This is a genomic window from Brevibacterium sp. ZH18, from assembly GCF_022748595.1.
Classification (GTDB): Bacteria; Actinomycetota; Actinomycetes; order Actinomycetales; family Brevibacteriaceae; genus Brevibacterium.
Genome location: NZ_JALDSX010000002.1, coordinates 53,933 through 78,343, shown reverse-complemented (window position 1 = coordinate 78,343; position 24,411 = coordinate 53,933). Strand labels below are relative to the sequence as shown.

General features: G+C 64.5%; 24 protein-coding genes. 18 read left to right on the top strand and 6 right to left on the bottom strand.

Features of this window, described 5'->3' with window-relative positions; genetic code table 11:
• The first annotated feature begins 4 nt into the window (after positions 1–4).
• The 3 genes from MPN20_RS01275 to MPN20_RS01265 all read left to right on the top strand — a co-directional run bounded on the left by MPN20_RS01275 (position 5) and on the right by MPN20_RS01265 (position 2,996).
• Positions 5–346, top strand: coding sequence for a DUF485 domain-containing protein (locus MPN20_RS01275; RefSeq protein ID WP_242778443.1), 342 nt, complete (start codon positions 5–7; stop codon positions 344–346).
• The gene (locus MPN20_RS01270; protein ID WP_242778441.1) at positions 343–1,989 is read left to right on the top strand and encodes a cation acetate symporter; all 1,647 of its coding nucleotides are present in this window, start codon (positions 343–345) and stop codon (positions 1,987–1,989) included. Before MPN20_RS01275 ends, MPN20_RS01270 begins: the two co-directional genes overlap by 4 nt.
• A 245-nt stretch (positions 1,990–2,234) precedes the next feature.
• A complete protein-coding gene (locus MPN20_RS01265; RefSeq protein ID WP_242778437.1) occupies positions 2,235–2,996 on the top strand; it encodes a hypothetical protein in 762 nt (253 codons plus the stop codon).
• Positions 2,997–3,095: 99 nt separating this feature from the next.
• Here MPN20_RS01265 and MPN20_RS01260 read toward each other — a convergent pair whose 3' ends face one another.
• Together MPN20_RS01260 and MPN20_RS01255 are read right to left on the bottom strand one after the other, a co-directional pair.
• The gene (locus tag MPN20_RS01260) at positions 3,096–3,758 is read right to left on the bottom strand and encodes a TrkA family potassium uptake protein (RefSeq protein ID WP_242778434.1); all 663 of its coding nucleotides are present in this window, start codon (positions 3,756–3,758) and stop codon (positions 3,096–3,098) included.
• Positions 3,751–5,169, bottom strand: coding sequence for a potassium transporter TrkG (locus MPN20_RS01255; protein ID WP_242778672.1), 1,419 nt, complete (start codon positions 5,167–5,169; stop codon positions 3,751–3,753). Before MPN20_RS01255 ends, MPN20_RS01260 begins: the two co-directional genes overlap by 8 nt.
• A 59-nt stretch (positions 5,170–5,228) precedes the next feature.
• On the opposite strand from MPN20_RS01255, the gene MPN20_RS01250 reads away from it, so the two are divergent.
• The 14 genes from MPN20_RS01250 to ccsB all read left to right on the top strand — a co-directional run bounded on the left by MPN20_RS01250 (position 5,229) and on the right by ccsB (position 19,794).
• Positions 5,229–6,425: an acetoin utilization protein AcuC gene (locus MPN20_RS01250; RefSeq protein ID WP_242778431.1), complete on the top strand. Its 1,197-nt coding sequence runs from the start codon at positions 5,229–5,231 to the stop codon at positions 6,423–6,425.
• A gap of 214 nt (positions 6,426–6,639) precedes the next feature.
• Positions 6,640–6,738, top strand: a complete 99-nt coding sequence (locus tag MPN20_RS01245) for an AURKAIP1/COX24 domain-containing protein (RefSeq protein WP_009882927.1) — start codon at positions 6,640–6,642, stop codon at positions 6,736–6,738.
• Between the two features lie 75 nt (positions 6,739–6,813).
• Positions 6,814–7,059, top strand: a complete 246-nt coding sequence (locus MPN20_RS01240) for a glutaredoxin family protein (RefSeq protein ID WP_242778428.1) — start codon at positions 6,814–6,816, stop codon at positions 7,057–7,059.
• A 27-nt stretch (positions 7,060–7,086) separates the two neighbouring features.
• Positions 7,087–7,782 carry a redox-sensing transcriptional repressor Rex gene (locus MPN20_RS01235; protein ID WP_242778425.1) on the top strand — a complete coding sequence of 232 codons (696 nt, stop codon included), beginning with the start codon at positions 7,087–7,089 and terminating at the stop codon, positions 7,780–7,782.
• Positions 7,779–10,256 (top strand): glutamyl-tRNA reductase, encoded by a 2,478-nt coding sequence (hemA, locus tag MPN20_RS01230; RefSeq protein WP_242778422.1) that lies wholly within the window; start codon positions 7,779–7,781, stop codon positions 10,254–10,256. Before MPN20_RS01235 ends, hemA begins: the two co-directional genes overlap by 4 nt.
• Positions 10,253–11,863 carry a uroporphyrinogen-III synthase gene (locus MPN20_RS01225; protein ID WP_242778419.1) on the top strand — a complete coding sequence of 537 codons (1,611 nt, stop codon included), beginning with the start codon at positions 10,253–10,255 and terminating at the stop codon, positions 11,861–11,863. The genes hemA and MPN20_RS01225 overlap by 4 nt, the downstream gene beginning before the upstream one ends.
• Before the next feature lies 1 nt (position 11,864).
• Entirely contained in the window at positions 11,865–12,920 is a 1,056-nt protein-coding gene (gene hemB, locus MPN20_RS01220) for a porphobilinogen synthase (protein ID WP_242778417.1), read from the top strand.
• Complete coding sequence (locus MPN20_RS01215; RefSeq protein ID WP_242778414.1) at positions 12,917–13,393, top strand: MarR family winged helix-turn-helix transcriptional regulator; 477 nt, start codon at positions 12,917–12,919, stop codon at positions 13,391–13,393. Before hemB ends, MPN20_RS01215 begins: the two co-directional genes overlap by 4 nt.
• A gap of 40 nt (positions 13,394–13,433) precedes the next feature.
• Positions 13,434–14,870 carry a glutamate-1-semialdehyde 2,1-aminomutase gene (gene hemL, locus MPN20_RS01210; RefSeq protein WP_242778411.1) on the top strand — a complete coding sequence of 479 codons (1,437 nt, stop codon included), beginning with the start codon at positions 13,434–13,436 and terminating at the stop codon, positions 14,868–14,870.
• A complete protein-coding gene (locus tag MPN20_RS01205) occupies positions 14,867–15,508 on the top strand; it encodes a histidine phosphatase family protein (protein WP_242778408.1) in 642 nt (213 codons plus the stop codon). Before hemL ends, MPN20_RS01205 begins: the two co-directional genes overlap by 4 nt.
• Before the next feature lie 116 nt (positions 15,509–15,624).
• On the top strand, positions 15,625–16,200 hold the full coding sequence (locus MPN20_RS01200; protein WP_242778669.1) for a TlpA disulfide reductase family protein: 576 nt from the start codon (positions 15,625–15,627) through the stop codon (positions 16,198–16,200).
• 5 nt (positions 16,201–16,205) lie between these two features.
• Positions 16,206–16,961 carry a cytochrome c biogenesis protein CcdA gene (locus MPN20_RS01195; RefSeq protein ID WP_242778666.1) on the top strand — a complete coding sequence of 252 codons (756 nt, stop codon included), beginning with the start codon at positions 16,206–16,208 and terminating at the stop codon, positions 16,959–16,961.
• Positions 16,961–18,667 carry a cytochrome c biogenesis protein ResB gene (locus MPN20_RS01190; protein ID WP_242778405.1) on the top strand — a complete coding sequence of 569 codons (1,707 nt, stop codon included), beginning with the start codon at positions 16,961–16,963 and terminating at the stop codon, positions 18,665–18,667. Before MPN20_RS01195 ends, MPN20_RS01190 begins: the two co-directional genes overlap by 1 nt.
• Before the next feature lie 119 nt (positions 18,668–18,786).
• Positions 18,787–19,794 (top strand): c-type cytochrome biogenesis protein CcsB, encoded by a 1,008-nt coding sequence (gene ccsB / locus MPN20_RS01185; protein WP_242778402.1) that lies wholly within the window; start codon positions 18,787–18,789, stop codon positions 19,792–19,794.
• Positions 19,795–20,222: 428 nt separating this feature from the next.
• Here ccsB and MPN20_RS01180 read toward each other — a convergent pair whose 3' ends face one another.
• Complete coding sequence (locus tag MPN20_RS01180) at positions 20,223–20,699, bottom strand: PLD nuclease N-terminal domain-containing protein (protein ID WP_242778400.1); 477 nt, start codon at positions 20,697–20,699, stop codon at positions 20,223–20,225.
• Positions 20,700–20,783: 84 nt separating this feature from the next.
• Between MPN20_RS01180 and MPN20_RS01175 the strand changes: the two genes are divergently transcribed.
• A complete protein-coding gene (locus MPN20_RS01175; RefSeq protein WP_242778397.1) occupies positions 20,784–21,053 on the top strand; it encodes a DUF4229 domain-containing protein in 270 nt (89 codons plus the stop codon).
• 11 nt (positions 21,054–21,064) lie between these two features.
• On the opposite strand, the gene MPN20_RS01170 is transcribed toward MPN20_RS01175, so the two are convergent.
• From MPN20_RS01170 to MPN20_RS01160, 3 genes are all read right to left on the bottom strand, one after another.
• Complete coding sequence (locus MPN20_RS01170) at positions 21,065–21,997, bottom strand: 1,4-dihydroxy-2-naphthoate polyprenyltransferase (RefSeq protein WP_242778394.1); 933 nt, start codon at positions 21,995–21,997, stop codon at positions 21,065–21,067.
• Between the two features lie 120 nt (positions 21,998–22,117).
• Entirely contained in the window at positions 22,118–23,461 is a 1,344-nt protein-coding gene (locus tag MPN20_RS01165; RefSeq protein WP_242778391.1) for an AMP-binding protein, read from the bottom strand.
• A 31-nt stretch (positions 23,462–23,492) separates the two neighbouring features.
• Positions 23,493–24,410, bottom strand: coding sequence for a 1,4-dihydroxy-2-naphthoyl-CoA synthase (locus MPN20_RS01160; protein WP_242778388.1), 918 nt, complete (start codon positions 24,408–24,410; stop codon positions 23,493–23,495).
• Position 24,411 lies beyond the last annotated feature (1 nt).

Genomic DNA, 24,411 nt, shown 5'->3' with positions numbered 1-24,411 from the left:
AAACATGTCCGAACCAGTGACCACTCGGGTCGATTTCCTCGTTGAGGAGGAGACCCCCGAGTTCAAAGCACTCAAGCGAAAGCGGTTCTCAGTGGTGATCCCACTGTCGATCGGATTCATGGCGTGGTACTTCCTCTACGTCATCCTCAGTACCTACGCACACGACTTCATGGCAACGAAAGTCGTCGGCGAAATCAATCTCGGGCTGATCCTCGGCCTCCTACAGTTCGTAACGACCTTTGCGATCACGATGTTCTACGTCTCGTTCGCGAACAAGAAGCTCGACCCGCCGGCCTCGGCGATCCGTGAACGCCTTCAGCAGCAGTCGGAAGGACCTGCCTCATGAGCACAGTGGCAATCGGCGACTTCTTCGCCGCAGGCATCGACCACGTCTCCCAAGGGGTGACCGAGGTCGAGAACAACCCGGTCCTCAACATCACGATCTTCGCAGCGTTCGTCGCGGTGACGATGTTCATCGTTCTGCGCGCCAGCAGGAACAACAAGTCGGCGTCGGACTACTACGCGGGCGGACGATCGTTCACGGGACCCCAGAACGGTTTCGCCATCTCCGGTGACTATCTCTCGGCGGCATCGTTCCTCGGCATCTGCGGCGCCATCGCGGTCAACGGCTACGACGGCTTCCTCTACTCGATCGGCTTCCTCGTCGCCTGGCTCGTCGCCCTGCTGATCGTGGCGGAGCTGATGCGCAATACGGGCAAGTTCACGATGGCCGACGTCCTGTCGTTCCGGCTCAAGCAGCGCCCCGTGCGGATGGCGGCAGCCCTGTCGACGCTGGCCGTCTGCTTCTTCTACCTCCTTGCACAGATGGCTGGCGCAGGCGGCCTCGTGTCGCTGCTCATGGGCATCGACGGCAAGATCGGACAGTCGCTGGTCATCGCCGTTGTCGGTGCGCTGATGATCGTCTACGTGCTCGTCGGCGGCATGAAGGGAACCACTTGGGTCCAGATCGTCAAGGCGGTCCTGCTCATCCTCGGCGCCTTCGCGATGACCATCTGGGTGCTCGCCCTCAACGGGTTCAACCTCTCGACGCTGCTCGTTTCCGCAGTGGACAATTCGAGCGTCGGTGAAGCGATTCTGGCTCCCGGTCAGAAGTACGGTGAGAATCCGCTCGACTTCATCTCCCTGGCACTGGCTCTGGTGCTTGGCACCGCCGGCCTGCCGCACGTCCTGATGCGCTTCTACACGGTGCCTTCGGCGAAGGAAGCTCGTCGTTCGGTTGTCTGGGCGATCTGGCTCATCGGTGCGTTCTACCTGTTCACCCTCATCCTCGGATACGGTGCGGCAGCCCTCGTGGGTGCCGATGCGATTGAGAACGCACCGGGAGGAGTGAATTCGGCGGCACCGCTGCTGGCGCTCCACCTCGGCGGGCCCCTGCTCATGGGCTTCATCTCAGCCGTGGCCTTCGCGACGATCCTCGCGGTGGTTGCCGGCCTCGCGATCACCGCAGCCGCGTCCTTCGCGCACGATATCTATGCGAGCGTCATCAAGAAGGGCAAGGTCGAAGACCCCGATGCCGAAGTCAAGATCGCGCGTCGCACGGTCATCGTCATCGGTGCCGTGGCGATCATCGGCGGCATCGGAGTGCAAGGGCAGAACATCGCGTTCCTCGTGGCGCTCGCCTTCGCAGTCGCGGCCAGTGCGAACTTGCCGACGATCATCTATTCGCTGTTCTGGAAGCGCTTCACCACTCGCGGTGCGGTGTGGTCGATCTACGGTGGTCTGGGATCGGCGATGCTGCTGATCGCGTTCTCACCGGTCGTCTCCGGCTCTGAGACGGCGATGATCCCGGGCGCCGATTTCGTGCTCTTCCCACTGTCGAATCCCGGAATCGTCTCGATCCCGCTCGGCTTCATCCTCGGCTGGATCGCGTCGATCACCGACAAAACCGTTGAGAGTCCCGAGCTCGCGGCGGAGATGGATGTCCGTGCGCACACGGGATTCGGCGCCGAGGAGGCTGTTGAGCACTGATTCCACGTGCACTTCGCATCGTTATTCGTTTGACTGACGACGACAGCGCGAGGTACACAGGCCTCGAGGCACACAGACGGAGGGGGCGGCTGAGGCCGTCCCCTCCGTCGTTGTCTGCAACGCTGTCCGGTTCAGGGCTCACCGGTTCAGGGCGGCGCCTCGTGCGAACCGGCCGTGTCAGTGCCGGGACATACTCTTTTCACAACGATGCGCAGTCGCAGCGAGTCGGCGGAAAGAGAGCCTCAGTGAACAACAACGAACAGTTCTTTCGAGTGGCGCGCCTGCATTCCGCCCTCATGACGGTGCACTCGGAGCTGAATAAGCTCGAGCGGTTGCGTGCGACACAGTTAGCTGCTCATGCCCTCACAGCCCATCTGCCCATCGAAGACCGTGATGTCCGTGCCATCGACGATGAGCTCGCGAGTCTGCTTGAGCGTGAAGCGGAACTGCTCGAGCGTCGCAGGGAGCTGATTGAGCGACTGTGGCCGGACTTCCTCGATCTGGCCGACAACGAGCTTGAGCGGTTGGACTCAAGCTTCGGGGCAGACGGCTGGAACGACCTGCCAGAGCGCTGCTTCGACACACTGGAGACGGTGACGATGTCCTTTGTCCACCGGTTGGAGAACGCGATCAGCTCATGGAACCACGTCGGTGAAGCCCTGACCGAATTCTCACAGGGCTTGCCGCTCAATGACAGTGAGATGAATGGCAGTGACATGAATGGCAGTGAGGAGCCGACACTTCCCTTCGACTCACCAGTCACGCGCCTGGGCCCGAATGAGCGGGGCAAGTATGCGGGAATCGAAGTCAAGGGGCGGTCAGTCGCGCTGGTCAGCAGGCACGAGACGCTCGAATGGTTCCTGGCCGAGCTCGAGAGGCGACTGGTCACGATGATGAAGGAAGCACGAGAACAACTTCTGTCAGGCAAGGACTCTACGACGGAGATTGAGCTCGACCCCGCACCCAAGAAACTGTTCTGGCGAGAGGTAATACCGGATCAGATCTGAAGACTGCTTACGGCTCGGACGCTGCTCCGGCCAGCCTCTCGGCCGAGCCGGCCTCCCTGCCGGGCCAGCGACCTGTGCCTCCCTGCCAGACAGGTGCCTCTACGGCCGCCCGGCGAAGCGTCCAAGCAGTTCCACATGTCCGGCGACGATGAGCAGGTCCTGCTTCCCCACCCGGGTCGTGGGCTCGGCGTACGTGAAGTCGCGGCCCGGGCTCTTGATGCCGACGATCGTCACACCGTATTTGTCGCGTACACCCGATTCGCTGAGTGTGAAGCCCTGGATCTCCCGCGGCGGACGCATCTTCACGACTGCGAAGTGGCCCTCATCGAACTCGATGTACTCCATCATCCGCGAGCTCACGAGGTGAGCGACCCGCCTGCCGGCATCCGATTCAGGATAGAGGACGTGGTGGGCGCCGATGCGGTGGAGGATTTTGCCGTGGGAGGGCGAGATCGCCTTCGCCCACACTTGGCCCACGCCCAGGTCGACGAGGTTCGCCGTGGTCAGCACGCTGTCCTCGATCGAGGTGCCGATGCCGACCACGGCCGTGGAGAAGTCACCTGCTCCGACCTGTCGCAGGGCGTCGATGTTCGTGGCGTCGGCTTCGACGACGTGGGTGAGCTTTCCGCTCCAGTCCTTGACGAGTTCGGCGCTGTGTTCGATCGCCATGACCTCGCGACCGAGCTTGGCCAGAGTGGCGGCCGTCGATGATCCGAAGCGTCCGAGTCCGATGACCAGGATTGAAGAGTGTTCGTTAGCCAACGACCGGCCTTTCTTCGGGATAGCGGTACAGGCGCACCGTGTCCTGCATGGACAGGGCTGCCGCCAGTGTAATCGTACCCAGGCGGCCGATGAGCATGATCACCGACAGCAGATACAGGCCCGGAACTGGCGCGGTGGCCGAGACTCCTGAACTCAAGCCCACGGTGCCGAACGCAGAGATCACCTCGAACAGCACTCGATCGAGGGGTTCGGCGCTGATCTGGAGCAGCAGCAGAGTCCCGATGAAGACGATGGTGGCACCGGTGAGCAGGATCGAGATCGAGAGCTTGATCGTCGATGACGTCAGGCGCCGACCGAAGACGTGGACATCCTGCAGTCCGCGAGCCTCGGCGAGGGCTGCCAGAACCAGGACCGCCACGGTCGTGACCTTGATCCCGCCGGCTGTGGACGAGGACCCGCCGCCGATGAACATCATGATGTCCATGAGCAGGTGCGAGGACTGGCTCATGTCCGCGATCTCCATCGTCGAGAATCCTCCCGAACGGGGCATGACCGCCATGAACAGGATCTCGACGAATGTGTGGCCGGCGCTCTTATCACCCAGGGTGGCAGGGTTACCCGACTCGAAGATGAGCAGGAGCAGCAGGCCGACGGCCAGGACCAGGGACGTCGTCGTCAGCGTCAGCTTCGTGTGCAGGTCCCACTTCTTCGGTCGGTTCCATTGCATGGCGATCATGAGCACGACGGGAAAGCCCAGTGCTCCGACGAAGACGCCGAGCATGAGCATCGACAGGATCCACGGATCGGAGGCGAAGTAGGCGCCGCCGCCCGGGTGGATCGTGAAGCCGGCATTGTTGAACGAGGAGATGGAGTAGAAGATCGAGTACCAGGCGGCGTCGCCGAGGCTCGCTCCACGGATGAGGAACCGCGGGAACAGCAGCACCGCAAGGATCGCCTCGGCGGTGAAGATCGTGATGACGACGGTTTTGAGAAGTGTGCCGACCTGCCCCAAGTTGAGCGCCGACGTGGCCTGCTGGGCGATGAGCCGCTGCCGGACCCCCAGTCGACGGGAGACCGCCATGCCCAGCACCGAGGCGAGGGTGAGGATGCCGAGGCCACCGACCTGGATGCCGGCGGTGATGACCGAGACACCGAAGTCCGACCAGTAGTTCTCCGTCACCACCGGGGTCAGGCCGGTCACACAGACCGCAGAGACGGCCACGAAGACGGCATTGGCGATGTGCTCGGAGTCGGAGACCGATCCTGGGTCGCGCATGCTCGCGGGCAGCATGAGCAGGATCGCGAAGAGGATCACGACTGCAACGAACGAGCCGATCGCCAAACGCGCAGGCGAGGCGAGGGCAAGGTCGTCGACGAAGTCGCGGACCCACCGGCCTGGTCGCAAGAACCGGTCGAGTCGCTGCTGGGATTTCTTTGGCACAAGCACCATGGTAGATCGCACGGGCACCGAATCTCCGCAAGTGAGCTGTGCCATATAGCATTGGTCCCATGGCCGATAGTGATGTTTATGTCGTCTGGGACGAAGCGGTGACCGGGTACAACTTCGGTCCCAGCCATCCCATGCATCCCCTCAGGCTCGACCTGACCGCGAAGCTGGCGATGGACTTCGGTCTCTTCGATGCCGACAATGTCCACGTCAACGGTGTCAGCGAAGTCGACGAGGCCAAGCTCGCAGCGCTCCATGACGAAGGCTTCATCGCGGCTGTGAAGAAGGCGGGTTCCAGTGCATCGCTGACCGATGAGGAGGCGAAGAAGTACGGAATCGGGACCGAAGACGTGCCGAGCTTCGAGAACATGCACGCCGCCTCGGCGATGCTATTCCAGGGCTCGGTCGACGCAGCGCAGTCGATCATCTCCGGCGGCTACCGTCGTGCTGTGAACTTCACGGGCGGCATGCACCACGCAATGCCCGACTATGCGAGCGGATTCTGCGTCTACAACGACATCGCCGGCGCGATCACGGAGTTCCTCGAGGCCGGATATGAGCGCATCGTCTACATCGACCTCGACGCCCACCACGGGGACGGGGTGGAGAAGTTCTTCTGGGACGACCCTCGCGTGCTCACGATCTCCATGCACGAATCCGGCAAATTCCTCTTCCCCGGCTCCGGCTTCCCCGCCGAGATCGGGGGACTGCGGGCAGCAGCCTCGGCGGCGAACATCGCATTGCCCCCACGCACACTCGATGGGGACTGGCTGCGCGCCTTCGATGCGACGATCCCGGCGATCGTCGAAGGATTCGACCCGCAGATCATCGTCTCCCAGCACGGCTGCGATGGGCACCGCAGCGACCCGCTGACCCATATGCGCCTGAGCGTGGACGCGATGCGCGTGGCTACTGAGTGGGTCCGCGACCTCGCCGAGAAGCACACCGGGGGCACATGGCTGGCCACCGGGGGAGGCGGCTACTCGATCATCGACGTCGTGCCCCGCGCGTGGACGAACCTGGTCGCGATCTCAGCCGGACGCGACATCGACCCTGCCGCCCGCATTCCCGGCCGCTGGGCCGACTATGCGCAGACGAAGACCGGGCGGGAGGCGCCGCTGTCGATGACCGATGGCTTTGACGGGGAGTTCACCCCGTGGACGAACGGCTACGATCCGGAGTCCGAGCTCGACCGCGCGATCATGGGTACCCGCAAGAACCTCTTTCCCTTCTTCGGCCTCGACGCCTACTTCGACTGAGCCGGCAACTTCTCTGACTGAACAGGCAACTTCTCCGACTGTGCGTGCGCTGCCGTCGATCGACGACGCCGCCAATCCGGGGATCGTGTGCGCCGCGCTGTGGATCTCGACACAGTTTTGGGAAAGCAGCGGGCCAGGCGATAGAATTGTACGGTTAGTTCAATAGGTGGGCACCTGATGTTCACCTCCACCGACGATCACAAGGGGTACCCGCGTGGGCTCAGTCATCAAGAAGCGCCGCAAGCGTATGTCGAAGAAGAAGCACCGTAAGCAGCTTCGCAAGACACGTCACCAGCGTCGCAACAAGAAGTAAGACCGGAAAAGGTCCTACGCCCCCGCTCGAATCTGAATTCGGCGGGGTTTGTTGTCGCCCGATGAGGAGTGTGCAGTGGTCGAACTGACTTTTCTCACACGCACCGACTGCCACCTGTGCGAAACCGCCAGGAGCGCCATCACCGAGGTGGTGGCGGGCAGAGACGTGAGAGTGACGGAAATCGACATCGACACCGATGACGATCTGTCAGCACAGTACGGCTGGGATGTCCCGGTCGTCCTGCTCGACGGTCGTCAGCACAGCTTCCATCGAGTGGTCGAGGACCGGCTGTCCCGAGCCATCGATGCTCTGGGCGCATGAGATCGATTGAAGGAGTGACACGTTTAAGTGGGCGAGATTCTGTCCGCCAACGGTATAGAGGGTGTCGTTCGCAAGGACGTCCCCGAACGCGTCATCTCCCGACTCCCGATTTATCTGCAGACGATTGAGACGATTGCTGCGACCGGCCAGTCGACGATCTCCTCGGAGGCGTTGGCGGCCCGCAGCGGTGTGTCTTCGTCAGTGCTACGCAAAGACCTGTCTCAACTGGGACGATCTGGCCGACGCGGAGTCGGCTATTCGTGCCAGGACCTGGCTTCCACGCTGCGTACGTTCCTCGGTCTCGACCGGGCGCGCACCGTGGCCATCATCGGCGCCGGACGCTTGGGCTCAGCCCTGGCCGACTACGCCGGATTCAAACGACGCGGACTCAGACTCACCGCAATCTTCGATACCGATGAGGCCAAGATCGGAACGATGATCGGGTCGTTGCCGGTCTCCGACCTCACCGAACTGTCCACCTGGCCCGAGAATATCGACCTCGTGGTCATGGCAGTTCCCGCCAACGCCGCGCCCGCGGCGGCACATCTCGCCGCTGAGGCAGGCGTGCGCGGAATCCTGAACTTCGCACCCACCGTGCTCGACGCCCCGGACTCCGTCCGCGTGCACCAAGTCGATCTGGCCAGTGAGCTGCAAGTACTTGCATACTATTCGGCGCTCGATTCGGCACCGCTCAATCCAGGTTTTGAGGAGCACAGGAATTGACTCTCTTGGTTCTCGGCATTTCCCATCAGTCGGCCCCGATCGACATGTTGGACGCACTCGCCTTCGGGGCCGGAGAGGTCGGAGCCCTGCGCGACGATGCTCTCGCCGGTGACAACGTCGAAGGCCTTGCGGTTCTCTCGACGTGCAACCGCCTCGAGCTCATCGCCGACGTCACAGCCTTCCACGGCGGACTCGCCGATCTCGGCAATGCACTCGTGTCTTCGATCGACAAGGAATGGCAGGACATCGCCGGGCATTTCTACGCCCACTACGATTCCCAAGCCATGTCGCACATGCTCAAGGTGGCCTGCGGCCTCGACTCGATGGCGATCGGCGAAGCCCAGATCCTCGGTCAGCTGCGCTCGACCTTCACCGAGTCACTCTCTGCCGGAGCCCTGACCTCCGACCTCTCGCACGCTCTGCAGCAGAGTCTGCGCGTGGGTAAGCGCGCTCACTCGGAGACCGGGCTCGACGAGGTCGCGCGTTCGCTCTTCAGTGCGGCGCTGGAAGCATCGGCAGCGCACATCGGCTCACTGCGCGCCGCGAACGCACTTGTCATCGGCGCGGGCGCGATGTCAGGCCTCGTCGTCTCCGGACTCCACAAGGAAGGCGTCGCCCACATCACGGTGCTCAACCGCACCCTGGACAAAGCCGAGCGCCTCGTCGCCGAGGTGGGCGGACGAGCCCGCGAACTCACCTCGCGGATCCTGGCCGAAGAGATCGCCGACGCGGACCTGATCATCTCCTGCACCGGCGCCCGTGCCGTCGTGGTGACCCGCGACGACATCGTCGCCGGGCTCTCGCAGAACTCCAAGGGCGCCGCCAACAAGGCATTCGTCGACCTCGCCCTGCCTCACGACATCGATCCGTCCGTGCGCGAGTTCGAACACGTCGCACTCTTCGGCCTCGGTGAGATCAGGACCATGCTCACGAGTTCGGACAACCAGCGCGATACCGCGGTCGTCGAGACCGTCGAATCAGTCCGCGCGATCATCGACGAAGAACTGGCCAAGATCGAGTCCGGCAACAAGGAACGTGCTGTCGCCCCGACGGTCACGGCCCTGCGGACACATGCCAAGGACGTCCTCGCCGCCGAGACCGCGCGTCTGGAGAAGAAGCTCGGCGACGGTGTCGACGAGAAGGCCTTCGGCGAGATCCGCAAGTCTCTGCACCGTGTGGCCGAGAAGCTCATCCACACGCCGACCGTCAAGGTCAAGGAACTGTCCGTGACCGATTCGGACGTCGACTACGCTCAGGCGCTCATGCAGCTCTTCGACCTGCCGACGAACAAGGTCGCCCACTCGATTGCGAAACCCGAGACGAAGGTCGCCACGGCCTCGAGCTCGAACCATGTCGAAGCCGACGGCATCCGCCCGGTCGCCGACCACACCCTCGACGTCGTCGAGCCCGAGCGCTTCACGGGCCGCACCATCCGTTTGGGCACCCGCCGGTCGCAGCTTGCACGCTCCCAGTCCACGGCCATCGCCCACCAGTTGGCCGCGCTGACCGGGTGGCGCATCGAGATCGTCGAGGTCGTCACCGAAGGCGACGTCAATATGTCGCCCCTGACCGGATTCGGCGGTACCGGAGTCTTCGTCTCCGCAGTCCGTCAGGCGCTGCACCAGGGCAAGATCGATATCGCCGTGCACTCCCTCAAGGACCTGCCCACCACCCCCGAGGCGGGCATCCAGATGGCGGCCATCCCGCCCCGCGTCGATCCTGCCGACGTTCTCATCGGACGTGACGGGCTCAGCCTCGCCGACCTGCCCGCAGGCTCGGTCGTCGGCACCGGATCACCCAGGCGAGCAGTCCAGCTGCGCGCCGCCCGCCCCGACATCGAGGTTCGCGGAGTCCGGGGCAACGTCGACACCCGCATCGCCCATGTGCGCGACGGACGCCTTGACGCCGTCGTCCTCGCGGCTGCCGGAGTTCGCCGCATCGGCCGCCTGGCCGAAGCCACCGATTCCCTCGATTTCGACACGATGTTGCCGGCACCCGGACAGGGAGCGCTGGCCATCGAGACTCGCGGTGCCGACAGCCCCTACGCCCTCGACGAGACGGTCATGGCCGATGACGCCGAGGTCCGCGCTGCCCTGCGCCGGCTCCACGACGAGACGACTGACCTCGCGGTCACCTGTGAACGTGCGATCCTGTCCCGGGCAGAGGCCGGATGCTCGGCACCGATCGGTGCTCTTGCCACGATCCAGGGTGACCGCTTCGTCGTCGACGCAGTCATGGCCGACGACGACGGCAACCTCGCACGGACCCATCTGAGCGCTGAGCTGCCGATGGTGCCCGACGTCGATCTGGCCTCGGCCAACGAGAACCAGCTGTCGATCGCCGGGAAGGAACTCGCTCGCGTCGCCGACGAGCTCGGTACCGCAGCTGCCGAGGACCTGCTCATGCAGCTCGGAATCGATCCCACCGCCTCGGCGGATCACCTCACCCCGGTCAAGGCCCAGGAGCAGGTATGACGACTCCCGACTCCCCGACGACCGGTCGGGTTCAGCCGCGCAGACTCCTGCCGGTCTCACCCCGCGTCGTGTTCATCGGCAGCGGTCCTGGCGAGGCAGGTCTGATGACGATGCGCGGTGCCGACATCCTCGCGAACGCCGAACTCGTCGTCTATGACACCCACGTGCACCAGGAGATCGTCACCGCCTACGTCCCGCAGGCCGCCGAGCTCATCGACGCGGCTCAGCTGGGGGCAACCGCCTCGACTCGTGGTCGCAAGCTCGCCGAGCTCGCTCGCCCCGACAAGACCGTCGTGCGGCTAAGCTCCGACGACGGAATCATCTTCACCCCGACGACCGCCGAGGCTGCTGTGTGCCGCAAGGCCGACGTCGACGTCGAGATCGTTCCGGGCGTCGGACTCTCCGCTGCCACCTCGGCGTTCACCGGCACCGCGCTGACGACGAACCGGGTCCGTTCGGTCCGCTTCATCGAGGCAGGACCGCAGACCCACGTCGACGTCTCCCTGCACCGCAACACCACCCATGTGCTCACAGGCGCCCCGTCCGACCACGAGCAGGCGATCAGAGCACTGCTCGACGACGGCTGGGACGAAGACACGAAGGTGCTCCTGGGATGGGGCATCTCCACGACCGATCAGGCGAGCGTCGAAACGACGCTGCGGCAGGCGCTGGCGATGGCGCAGTCCGGAGGAGATCGTATGGTGGTCATCATGGGACAAGGTGTGGAATCCCGGGGTGAGCTCAGCTGGTTCGAGTCCAAACCGCTCTTCGGCTGGCAGGTCCTCATCCCGCGGACGAAGGAACAGGGCACTTCCACCGCCGAGGCGCTCGGTGAGTTGGGTGCTGTCGGCACGGTCGTGCCGACGATCGCCGTGCAGCCCCCGCGCACCCCGACGCAGATGGAGAAGGCCATTCGCGGCCTCGTCGACGGCTCCTACGAATGGGTCGGCTTCACCTCGGTCAACGCGGTGCGCGCCGTGCGCATGTGGTTCGAGGACTTCGGCCTCGACTCCCGATCACTCTCCGGTGTCAAGGTCGCGGCCGTCGGCGGTCGCACCGCTGCATCGCTGCTCGACTGGGGCATCACCCCCGACCTCGTTCCCGATGGTGAGCATTCGGCTCGCGGCCTCGCCGCGGCCTGGCCGGACTACGTCGACGACATCGACCCGATGAACACGGTGCTGCTGCCGCGTGCCGACATCGCCACAGAGGTCCTCGTGGCGGGACTGCTCGAGAAGGGCTGGGACCCCGATGACGTCACGGCCTACCGGACCGTCCGCGCCTCTCCGCCGCCTGCGCCGATCCGCGAGGCCATCAAGGCCGGCGACTTCGACGCGTTCTTGTTCACATCCTCGTCGACGGTGCGCAACCTCGTCGGAATCGCCGGAAAGCCGGCACCTACCTCGGTGATCTGCTGCATCGGACCGGCGACCGCGAACACCGCAGCCGAGCACGGACTGCGCGTCGACGTGCTCGCCGAGGAAGCCAACCTCACCTCACTCATCGACGGTTTGGTCGAATTCGCCCTGGCCCAACGTAAGGATGATGTGGCGGCCGGGATCACCCCGACCCGTCCCAGCCAGAAACGCCGCAGAAAGAAGGCCTGATATGTCATTGGTCCCTGGAACCGTTCGCCCCCGTCGTCTGCGGACCACGCCGGCGTTGCGTCGTCTCGTGTCCGAGGTCAGGCTGCATCCTGCCGATCTCATCCTGCCCATGTTCGTCAAGGAGACGCTGAGCGAGCCGGTGCCGTTGGCCGGCATGCCGGGCGTCGTCCAGCACACACTGGACTCTCTGCTGGAGGCGGCTCGGGACGCTGTGGCCGCTGGGGTCGGGGGACTCATGCTTTTCGGCATCCCCGAGCATAAGGACGAGATCGGCTCCCAGGCAGACGCTCCCGAGGGCATCCTCAACAGAGGTCTCAAGCTGCTGCGTGACGAGTTCGGCGACTCGACCGTGGTCATGGCCGACCTGTGCCTCGACGAATTCACCTCCCACGGACACTGCGGAGTTCTCGACTCGGATGGTGGAGTCGACAACGATGCCACTCTTGACCGCTACGCGTCGATGGCGCTGGCCCAGGCCGAGGCCGGAGCGCACGTGCTCGGACTCTCGGGCATGATGGACGGACAGGTCGAGTACTGCCGTGAAGCGCTCGACGCTGCCGGGTTCACCGACGTCGTCATCATGGGCTACACCGCGAAGTATGCCTCGGCGTTCTACGGGCCCTTCCGCGAGGCTGTGGACTCGGAGCTCAAGGGCGACCGCAAGAGCTACCAGCAGGATCCGGCGAATGGCCGCGAGGCTATGCGCGAGCTCGACCTCGACCTGGCTGAGGGTGCCGACGTGGTCATGGTCAAGCCCGGCCTGCCGTATCTCGACGTCCTCGCCGAGGTGGCCTGCGATTCGCCGGTGCCTGTATGGACGTACCAGGTGTCGGGGGAGTATGCGATGATCGAATTCGCGGCCGCCGCCGGTGCCATCGAACGCGAGCGCGCGATCGACGAGTCGCTCATCGCGTTCAAGCGCGCGGGCGCCGACGCCATACTGACCTACTGGGCCACCGAGGTCGCCCAGCGCCTCAACGGCGAAGCCGCGGCCCGGACACACGCCGGCGGCGCGAACGACCAGGGCAGCGGCGGCGCGAACGGAGCGCGGGCATGAGTGAGCCGCGCTGGCTGAGCACCGTCGACCAGAAGGCCTGGCGGAACTACCTCACTGGTCATCAGCTCTTGGCCGCCCAGCTCGACAAGGAGCTGCGTGAGAAGCACGGGATCGGCATGCCCGAATATGAGATCCTCGTGCGACTGAGTGAGCACGATGACCGGATGATGCGGATGGCCCTGCTCGCCTCTGATACGACGATGTCGCGCTCGCGTCTGACGCACTGTGTGGCTCGGATGGAGAAGAGGGGCCTTCTCGAACGCTCGGCGATCCCCGAGGACGGTCGCGGCGTGAACTGTGTCATGACCGACGCCGGATGGACGCTGCTGACCGCGGCCGCCCCCACACATGTCTCCGGAGTCCGCGACCACCTCGTCGACCTGCTCGAGCCTGAGGAAATGGCGACCCTGGGCCGCATCTTCGAGAAGGTCAGCGGACACATGCGCGATGTCGGTGCCGACCCGACCTGCTGACCCACCGACACCGATACCACCGACGACTTCAGGAGAACACATGAGCGATCAGGCGAATTCAGAATCTGCGACGACTCCCACCGCATCGACTCCCACCGTGACAACTCCCACCGCGAAGATTGTCACCGCGGAGTCGGCTGCGCTCTTCGACCGCGCTGAGCACGTGATCCCGGGCGGCGTGAATTCGCCGGTGCGCGCGTTCAAGGCCGTCGGCGGCACCCCGCGCTTCATCACCTCGGCGACCGGAGCGTGGCTGCGCGACGTCGACGGCAACGACTACATCGACCTCATCGGCTCGTGGGGGCCCATGATCATGGGCCACTCCCGCCCCGAGGTGGTCGCCGCCGTGCAGGAAGCCGCAGTCAAGGGATTCTCCTTCGGCACCCCGTCGACCGGTGAGGTCGAACTCGCCGAGGAGATCGTCTCCCGCGTCGACCCTGTCGACCAGGTGCGGCTCGTGTCCTCTGGCACCGAGGCGACCATGAGCGCGATCCGTCTGGCTCGTGGCTACACGGGACGGGCGAAGATCGTGAAGTTCGCCGGTTGCTACCACGGACACGTCGATTCGCTCCTGGCCCAGGCCGGGTCCGGTCTGGCCACGTTCTCTCTTCCGGACACCCCCGGCGTCACCGGCGCTCAGGCGCAGGACACGATCGTCGTGGCCTACAACGATGCGGCGGCCCTGGAGCAGGTCTTCGCTGAGCACGGCGATGAGATCGCCTGCGTCATCACCGAGGCGAGCCCCGGAAACATGGGCATCGTGCCCCCGCGTGACGGCTTCACCAACACCATCCGCCGCCTGACCAAGGCGAACGGCGCACTCATGATCAGCGACGAGGTGATGACCGGGTTCCGAGTCTCTGCCGCTGGTTGGTACGGCTACGAATCAGAGACGCTGGGCTACCCCGAAGGTCCCGCCGACCTGTTCACCTTCGGCAAGGTCATGGGCGGCGGATTCCCGGCCGCAGCCTTCGGCGGCCGCGCCGACGTCATGGCCCATCTGGCGCCCTCCGGTCCCGTCTACCAGGCAGGAACACTCTCGGGCAATCCGGTCGCCACGGCCGCCGGCCTGGCAACGCTGAAGCTCACGACCGAACTCGACGTGTACTCGCACATCGGTCGGGCAGCGGACATCCTGCGCCCGGCCGTCGCTGCGAGCCTGGAGGCCGAAGGTGTTGCGCATACGATCCAGTCGGCGAATTCGATGTTCTCGGTCTTCTTCACCGACCGCGAGGTCGTGAACTACGACGATGCGCGCAGCCAGAACGTGGACCAGTACTCGGCGTTCTTCAACGCGATGCTCGATCAGGGCATCCACATGCCGCCGAGCGCATTCGAATCCTGGTTCCTCTCCTATGCGCACACCGACGAGATCCTCGAACGCATCGTCGCGGCGCTGCCGGCAGCGGCTAAGGCCGCCGCTGCAGCGTCCGGCAAGGCCGGTGCAGCCTCCGGCGGGCAGGGAGCGAACTCATGACCACGATCCACCTGGTCCGCCACGGCGAGGTCGACAACCCTGAGGGCATCCTCTACGGTCGACTGCCCAACTTCGGGCTGACCGAGCGTGGGCATGAGATGGCCCGACGCGTCGGCGAGCACTTCGCCACGGCCGCGACACAACCCGTCGAACTCGTGGCGTCGCCGCTGCTGCGGGCGCAGCAGACAATCACCCCGCTGCACGAGGCACTCGACCGTCCGGTCTTCACCGATGACCGCGTGATCGAGGCCGCGAACTCCTTCGAGGGGCAGAGGCTCAATGCGCGCAGGCTCGCTGAGCCGCGCAACCTGGTGCGACTGTACAACCCGCTCATCCCGTCGTGGGGCGAGCCCTACCGCCAGATCGTTCTGCGGATGCAGGCGGCTATGGCGAGCCTGCGCGCGAAGCTCGTCGGGCATGGGCCCGATGCCGAGGGCGTCATCGTCTCCCATCAGCTGCCGATCTGGATGGCGCGACTGGCGGGGGAGGGCCGCGGACTCGTCCACGACCCCCGAAAGCGCGAGTGTGACCTGGCTTCTATCACGAGTTTCACATTCGATTCGTCCACACTGGTATCCGTGAGTTACGAGAGCATCTGCGCAGATCTGCAGCCCGGACAAGCGGTGGCAGGGGCATGAGTCGCCGCCGTGATCGGCTGAACCGCCACACCCAGGACCCTCTGCACAACCAGCGCAACCAACGCGACCAGCACGACCTGCACGACCTGCACGACCAGACCAGCGGGCACCATCCGATGAATCGGCGTGCGGTCCTAACCGGACTGGTCGCTGGCACGGCATTCGTCCTCAGCGCGTGCAGCGAGAACGACAAGCTGGCCGACCAGGCCGGCTCCGACCAGGGCTACGTCTCCGGGTCTGGCGTGGTGTCGCAGGTGGCTGAGGACAAGCGCGGTGATCCGCTGGAGCTCGACTTCACGACGATCGACGGGAAGAAGATGTCGCTGGCCGACATCCGCCCCACCACGGTCGTCATCAACCTCTGGTACGCGGCTTGCCCGCCGTGCCGGAAGGAAGCGCCGGGGCTGAAGGCGCTGGCCGAGGAGTTCGGCGACGATGTCCAGTTCCTCGGCGTCAACGTCCGTGACCAGAAGGCCGCGGCGAACGCCTTCATCTCGAACTACCAGATCCCGTACCCGAATATGCTCGACAGCAGCGGCGACATGGTGGCCCTGCTCTCCGGAGTCCTGCCGCCGCAGGCTACGCCGTCGACCGTCGTCCTCGATGCCAAGGGCCGGGCCGCGGCCCGTGTCGTCGGCGAGGTCGACGAATCGACCTTGAAGGGACTCATCGAGGACGTGCAGGCGGAGTGAGTGGGATCGGGGCGGACTTCGCCCAGACGGTTCTCAACGGGCCGCTGATCCTTGCCGCGGGTGCGGCCGCACTGGCCGGACTCGTGTCCTTCGTGTCTCCGTGCGTGCTGCCGCTCGTCCCCGGCTATGTCGGCTATGTGACCGGACTGAGCGGATCGTCGCTCAAGGAGAAGGAGACGTGGCGGGTCGTCGTCGGAATCTCCCTGTTCGTGCTCGGCTTCACGGTCGTCTTCGTTCTCCTGGGCACCGGGTTCTCGGTCCTGGGGGCCCTGTTCTCACAGTGGCAGAGTGTCCTCATTCGGATCCTCGGCGTCGTCGTCATCATCGCCGGGTTCGTGTTCATGGGCGGATTCGGTCTGCTCCAGAACGAGCACCGCATCCGCGCCCGTCCCAAGGCCGGGCTGTGGGGTGCGCCGGTGCTCGGCGCCACCTTCGCCCTCGGCTGGGCACCGTGCGTCGGGCCGACGCTGTCGGCGGTGCTGACGATGTCCGTGAGCTTCGGCGGTGACGGAACGATCTGGCGCGGTGCGCTGCTGGCTTTTGTCTACTGCCTGGGGCTGGGCATCCCATTCATCCTGCTCGCAGTGGCCATCCACAAGGGCGCCGGTCGCTTGAATTGGGTGCGCAAGCATCAGACGGCGATCGTGCGCGCAGGCGGCATCATGCTCATTCTGCTCGGCGTCGTCATGGCGTCGGGACTGTGGAACATCTGGATGACCTCTCTGCAGGGTCTGATCTATGGATTTGAAGTGGTGATCTAGTGGCGAAGAAGACGCCGACTGACAAGTCCGGCAAGGCAGACGTGACTCAGCCTCAGCTGGGGTTCTTCGGCATGTGCCGGTGGGCTTGGCGACAGCTGACGACGATGCGCGTGGCGCTCATTCTGCTCCTCTTTTTGGCTCTCGCCGCGATCCCGGGCTCCCTGCTGCCGCAGCGCATCCAGGATCCGGGCCGCGTCAACAAGTTCCTGGACAACAACGGTGCCTGGGGGCAGTTCCTCGACACCATCCAGATGTTCGACGTCTACTCGTCGATCTGGTTCTCGTCCGTCTACCTGCTGCTGATGATCTCGCTCGTCGGGTGTGTGATCCCACGCTCGGCCCAGCATTGGAAGGCCATGCGATCGGCCCCACCCAAGGCGCCGAGGCGGTTGGGTCGGATGCCCGGATACGAAGCGTTCACCTCGGCGCAGGAGTCCGAGGAATTCCTCGACGCAGCCCAGGCGCGTCTGAAGCGGCTCGGGTATCGCACCTCCCGGCATGGGGATCATGTCGCGGCCGAACGCGGATATCTGCGTGAGACCGGCAACCTCGTCTTCCACATCGCCCTGCTCGTGGCCACGCTGACGATGGCGATCGGGTCGCTGTTCGGGTATTCGGGGCAGCGGATCCTCGTCGAAGGGGATACGTTCACGAACTCACTGGTGTCCTACGACTCGTTCGAACCGGGCTCCTACTATGACCCGGACAATCTCCCGGACTTCCGACTCAAGCTCGACAAGTTCACCTCGACCTTCGACGACCAGGCGCCTGGCAGCCAGTTCGGGCAGCCGCGGACCTTCGATGCGAAGGTCACGGCCACCGTGGATGGGAAGAGCGAGAGCCATGTCCTCCAGGTCAATTCCCCTGTCCGTGTGGGCAGCACCGGGGTGTATCTGACGGGCAACGGCTATGCCCCGGAGGTCACCGTCCGTGACGCCAAGGGACAGATCGTGCAGTCGGGACCACAGGTCTTCATCCCCGACGGCGGCGACCCGGGCTACACCTCGGAGGGTGTCGTCAAGGTTCCGGACGCCGCGGGTGAGCAGCTGGGCTTCGTCGGGGTGTTCCTGCCGACAGCTACCCAGAATGAGAAGGGCGAGCTGGTCTCAAGCTTCGCCGAGCTGCGCAACCCGTACCTCGTGATGAGCGGGTACACGGGTGACCTGGGGCTGGATTCGGGAAGCCCGCAGTCGGTGTACACGCTTGACGCGGCGAATATGACGGAGATGACCGATGCTTCGGGCAATCCGCTGCTTATCCAGCTGGCCCAGGGAGAGACGCAGAAGCTGCCAAATGGCGGATCTGTGACCTTCGAAGGGGTCAAGCGCTACATCGCCGTCGACATCTCGCAGGACCCGACGCAGGGGCTCATGCTCGTCAGTGCGATCTGCGTGCTGCTGGGCCTCGGGCTGTCGCTGTTCATCCCGCGTCGACGCATGTGGGTGCGCATCAATGACGGCAAGGTCGAGGTCGCTGCTCTGGCCCGCGGCGAGGATCCGATGGTCGAACGCGCGGCCAAGGACCTGGCAAAGGACCTGGGCGCCGAGGCTGATGCTGATTCCAGCTCTGACGGAACCTCCCGTACACACACGGCATCCAGCGGTGACAAGGTTTCCGATGCGCGACCGGATCGGCGTCGCACGGGCAGAGCCAGCCAAGACGCCGAGGAAGCGAACGGCCGTTCGAGGCCAGACGACTGGCAATAGCTACTACGCGGAGTAGAATTGCCGCGGAGCGCATAAGACACGGCGCTGACAGCACGACACCGGCGGCACAGCGCCGGTGACACAATGCAACGGAAGAGCACCGCTGGTGCGGAGGATGTATGGACGTCAACACTGACCTCGCAATGTGGTCGAACCAGCTCATCGTTTCGGCGATGATCGTCTACGCGTTCGCCATGATCTTCTACGCCTTCGACCTGTTCGGTGGGCGAGAGCTCAAACAGAGCGAAGCAATCACCTCGGGCGCTGCACGGGCCTCAACTGTGCGACGGACCAATCGGAAGACAGCGACGGCGCTGCTCGACCCGCCGGAGATCGATGCATCTGCGGATGCGTCGACCGGTTCGGGGAAGAACAAGCCGCGCCGTGGTGCTCGGATCGGCACTTCGCTGCTCGTCCTCGCGGTGCTGCTGCACATTGCCGCAGTTCTCACTCGTGCCCTGTCCGTGATGCGTGTGCCGTGGGGCAACATGATGGAGTACGTCCTCACAGCTACGGCGATTACGGTCGTCGTCTTCCTCATCGTCAACGTGAAGAAGGACATCCGCTACCTGGGAACCATTGTTGCCGGGGGAGTGCTCCTGTGTCTGGGGCTGGCCATCACGGTCTTCTACACACCTGCTGCGAAGCTCATTCCGGCGCTCGACTCGTACTGGATCGCCATCCACGTGCCGATCGCAATCCTGTCGACGTCGCTGCTCTACATCTCAGCAATCTTGGCTGTGTTCCAGATCCTCAAGAACGCCCATGAGACAAAGGATCCGAAGTGGCTGCGGTTCATGCGGCGTATGCCCTCGAGCATCGACTTGGAGCGGTTCTCCTATACGATCGCCGCGGTCGGATTCATCACTTGGACGTTCACTCTCATCGCCGGCGCGATCTGGGCCGAGGTGGCCTGGAGCCGCTACTGGGGCTGGGACTCCAAGGAGATCTGGACGTTCGTCGTCTGGGTCATCTACGCCGCGTACCTGCATGCCCGCGCCACACGTGGTTGGGGACCGACGAGGGTTGCCGTGCTCAACCTCGTCGGCATTGCGACTGTGATCTTCAACTTCACCGTCGTCAATATGTACTTCAACGGACTGCACTCGTACTCCGGACTCGACTGAGCTGGTAACAAGGCTGGCCTGCTGAAGCGACCGTCGGCCTGTCTGTCAGTCTGTTTGTCTGTCTGCCTGGCTACCCAGTCGGCCGGGCTGTCTGCCTGGCTACCCAGTCGGCCAGGCTGCCACTCTGTCCGGCCTGTGAGTCTGTTTGCAGACGTTGAGTCGGCTGAGCTGCGGCTCGGGTGGATGCGTGTTTCAGCTGTCCGCCAGCACGCCGGTTCACCTGCTGCACGAATACCCTTAGCCGGATGAGTCAGTTCGTCGGAAGAATCTGCATCCGCGCGCCTTCGGACCCAGTGAATACGGGCCCAGACTTCGGGCCCAGACTTCGGGCCCAATTGAATACGGACCCAGCGCATACGGCCCTGTGAAGTGGAGTTCAGACGGTCAGGCGGATCGACCGTCAGCCAGCCAGTCAGTCAGCCAGTCAGTCAGTTGCTGTGGCCGCGGCCGTCGCCCTGAGAGCCGCTGGACCCGCCGGGTCCGTGCTCATCGGTATCGGCTGTAGGAGCGTCGTCGGCTGAAGACTCGTCGGAGTCGTCGGCTGTGTCGGACTTCTCAGCACCACCATTGGCATCGGCCTCAGGAACGGGGTCCTTGGGATTGCGTGCTTCTGGTGCGTGCTTGCCGAGCTTGACGTCTCGGTCGACCTTACGCAGATAGGCGTCGTCGTCATCGGGGGCGCTGGGTCCGCGGCGACGCGGAGCAGCAGTGGGTTTGTCTTCAGAACCACGGCCGAAGATGTACCAGAGGACGAAGCCGAGAACCGGAATGACGAGGATGATGATCGCCCACACTGCTTTGGGCAGGACTCGTACCAGACCACGATCGCGCAAGAGGCAATCGAAGAGTCCGTAGAGCGTGATCGCTGCGGCAAGAACGATCGCAGCAATGAGTAGTCGAGCCATACACCCAGGATAGTCCACCAACCTGAGCGCTGACTCAGGTGACCGGTGACGAAATCCTCAAGTGGACAGACTAAAATAGGTGCAATGCGCAACTTCTGGATCTACACACTGGCTCGGCTCGGCATCATCGTCGCGGTCGGACTGATTCTGCAGCCGTTCCTCGGGTTCACTCTGGTCATGGCCGTGGTGGCGATTCTCGTCGGTGCGCTCTTAAGCTACCTGTTCCTCGGCAATCTGAGGGCCAAGGTCGCGGACGACATCGAGGGCCGGGTGGCCAAGCGCCAGAAGACCCCGAAGCGCAAGGGCATGGACGAATCGGTCGAGGACCAGATCGTCGACGACCAGGAGAGCTGACCTCCTGGGCGCTACAGTGCCAGCCCGAGTCCCATCAGGGCGGCGAAGCAGAGGCCGGTCAGCCCTGTCGATTTGATCGGCGGGATGAGGCCGGGCCCCGTCGTTCCGCGCAGCACCGTCTTCAGCGGGTTGAGCGCGAGCACGAGAGCAAGAATGGCCAAAGCGACGGCCGGGTGACCATCGAGGATCGCGAGCGCCAGCAGAGCGAACGGCGCGAGCACCATGGTTGCGTACGCAATGCGTGCTCGATGATCGCCGAGGCGGACGGCCACCGTGATCTTTCCCGCGTCGACATCTGTCGGGATGTCCCGGAGATTGTTGACCATGAGCACCGCCGAGGCGAGTGATCCGATGGCCACGGCACCGGCCCAGCCGCTGAGAGTGAGGGTGCCGACCTGCATCCACATGGTTCCCAAAGTGGCGATGAGGCCGAAGAAGATGAAGACGAACACCTCTCCGAGGCCCATATATCCGTACGGCTTCTTACCTCCGGTGTAGAACCATGCTGCGGCCACAGCTGCGGCTCCGACGACGAGGAACCACCAGGCTTGGGAGATGAGGACGAGGATGACCCCGACGACGGCGGCGATGCCGAAGAAGAGGAACGCCGCACGCTTGACGGTTGCCGGCTCGGCGAGGCCTGTGGCAGTCAGTCGTACTGGTCCGACCCGCTCATCGTCCGTGCCGCGGATGCCGTCAGAGTAGTCATTGGCGAAGTTCGAACCGATCTGCAGGCAGAGCGAGACGATGAGGGCGAGCAGAGCCCGACACAGGATCTGCGGCAGGGAGTGATGCTGTTCGGTGTTCGTGAAGTCGTCGATGATGAATGAGGTGAATCCGCCGACGGAGCCGATAGCGGCGCCGGTGCCGATGAGAACGGGAGCCACAGCCAGTGGCAGCGTTCGTAATCGGGCCCCGGAGATCCACTGCGCGGCATTTGCCATGGTGGTCGGATACCTTCCTCACGAAAATTGGAACCGTCTCATATTACCGATTGTTCACTTGATCGGGTATTCGTCTCACTCATGCTGGTCAGAGGTCAGGTCAGAGCCTTGTTCGGCCGATCACCCAGAGCCCGAACACCCAGAGCCCGATAGCTCAGCGGCCAGCCGTGCGGCGGCCCTGCGGTCGGGCTTCCCGATCGAACGATTCGGTATCTCGTCGACGACGAAGACGAGCTGCGGCAGGAGCTGACCGTGCATGCCGTGATCGAGTCCTGCCAGATAGCTCGCCAGTTCTCGCGGTTCGCTGCTCATCACACTAAGAGTCCCAGCTCCGAACGAACCGTCCTCAGCCGGCTGGGCCCCAAGACCTCCGCCTGCAAGACTTCCGCCCTCAAGACCTCCACCCTCAAGTCTGACGAGGGCGACGATCTTCTTCCCCCATTCGTCGTCGGGCAACCAGGTCACGAGCATCTCGGCGACCCCGTAGTGCTGCCACGTCGGCAGCAGCCCGGTCTCGAGGGCGTGGGGCGAGACATTGGTTCCCCCAGAGACGATGATGTCGTCGCTGCGCCCGAGCACTGTGAGCACACCATCGTCGAGGCGGCCCAGATCGCTCGTGTGCATGGTCCGCGAAACGTGCCCGTCTGAACCCATAGTGCGCTCGAGACCGGGATGGTCGACGGGGGAGATGTCGCCGTTTTCAGCGAACTCAACGTAGGCGTCGGCGACGACCGGTCCGCGCAGGTCGATCGTCGCCGAATCGGTGATCGTGATCTCAACTCCGTCGAACGGGACGCCATCGTAGACACAGCCGCCGGCGGTTTCGCTCATTCCATAGGTGCGCACGAGGTGCAGACCGTTGGCGGCAGCACGTTCGAGGAGGGACGGTGAGATCGCCGACCCGCCCAGCAGGATCGCGTCGAGCACGGCAGCGGCCTTGGTGGCGCTCTCATCGGCGAGGATGCGGTGCAGCTGCGTCGGCACGAGTGAACCGTACGTCGGGCGATCGCCCGCGCGTTCGAGGAGCTCGGCGACCTCCTCGGCGAAGGAATCGGCAGTGAACCTCGCCGAGGCGGTGCGCACGGGTGCGCGACCGGCGAGACGGGCGCGGAGTTCGACCTGGAACCCCGCGATGTGGTTGATCGGCAGGGTCAGGTGCCAGTCGCCGGGCCCGGATAGGAACTGTTCGGTCGCCCGCGCCGAGGTGGTCAGGGCCTCCGCGGACAGGGCGACGGCCTTGGCCTGCCCGGTCGAACCTGAGGTGAAGAGAATCAGGGCCGGGACGCGACCGTCACCTGCCCACCTGCTTGGGGAAACCTCGGCGATGGAGCCTTCGCGGGTCTGCGGCAGGACGAGGATCGACCGGCCGGACAGGGCACGATCGATCGCCGCGGGCAGATCTGCCGCGTGCACCTCACCCGCACCGGTCATCTCCGGGGCCCCGGCCAACTTGGCAGGCCTCAACTCGGCAGGCCTCAACTCAGCAGGTTTCAACTCAGTAGTACCAAGGGAACGGCGACCAGTCGGGGTCGCGCTTCTCGAGGAAGGAGTCGCGGCCTTCGACGGCTTCGTCGGTCATGTAGCCAAGGCGGGTGGCCTCACCGGCGAATACCTGCTGTCCCATCAGTCCGTCATCGAGAAGGTTGAAGGCGAACTTCAGCATCCGCTGTGCGTTGGGCGACTTGCCGAGGATCTCCCTCGCCATCGTCAGTGCTGCGGTTTCGAGCTGTTCGTGGTCGACGACCTCATTGACGGCGCCCATATCTGCCATGTCCTGGGCCGAGTAGGTGCGGCCGAGGAAGAAGATCTCGCGAGCCTTCTTCTGCCCGACCATCTTCGCGAGGTAGGCGGAACCATAGCCGGCATCATAGGAGCCTACGTCGGCATCTGTCTGCTTGAATTTGGCATGCTGGCGGGAGGCGATGGTCATGTCGCAGACGACGTGGAGGCTGTGCCCGCCGCCTGCCGCCCACCCGGGGACGACGGCGATGACGATCTTGGGCATGGTGCGGATGAGGCGCTGGACCTCGAGGATGTGGAGGCGGCCGGCGCGGGCGGGATCCACTGTCTCCTGGGTCTCGCCGGAGGCGTACTGATAGCCCGAACGGCCGCGGATGCGCTGGTCGCCGCCGGAGCAGAAGGCCCAGCCGCCGTCACGGGAGCTGGGACCGTTGCCGGTGAGCAGGACTGCACCCACGTCAGGGGTCTGCCGGGCGTGGTCGAGGGCGCGGTAGAGCTCGTCGACGGTGTGGGGGCGGAAGGCGTTGCGGATGTCTGGGCGGTCGAAGGCGATGCGCACGCAGCCGAGGTCTGTGCCGTCGGGGTTGACCGCGCGATGGTAGGTGATGTCGGTGAAGTCGAATCCGGAGACGTCGCGCCACTGAGAGGGGTCGAAGATTTCTGAAACGGTCATG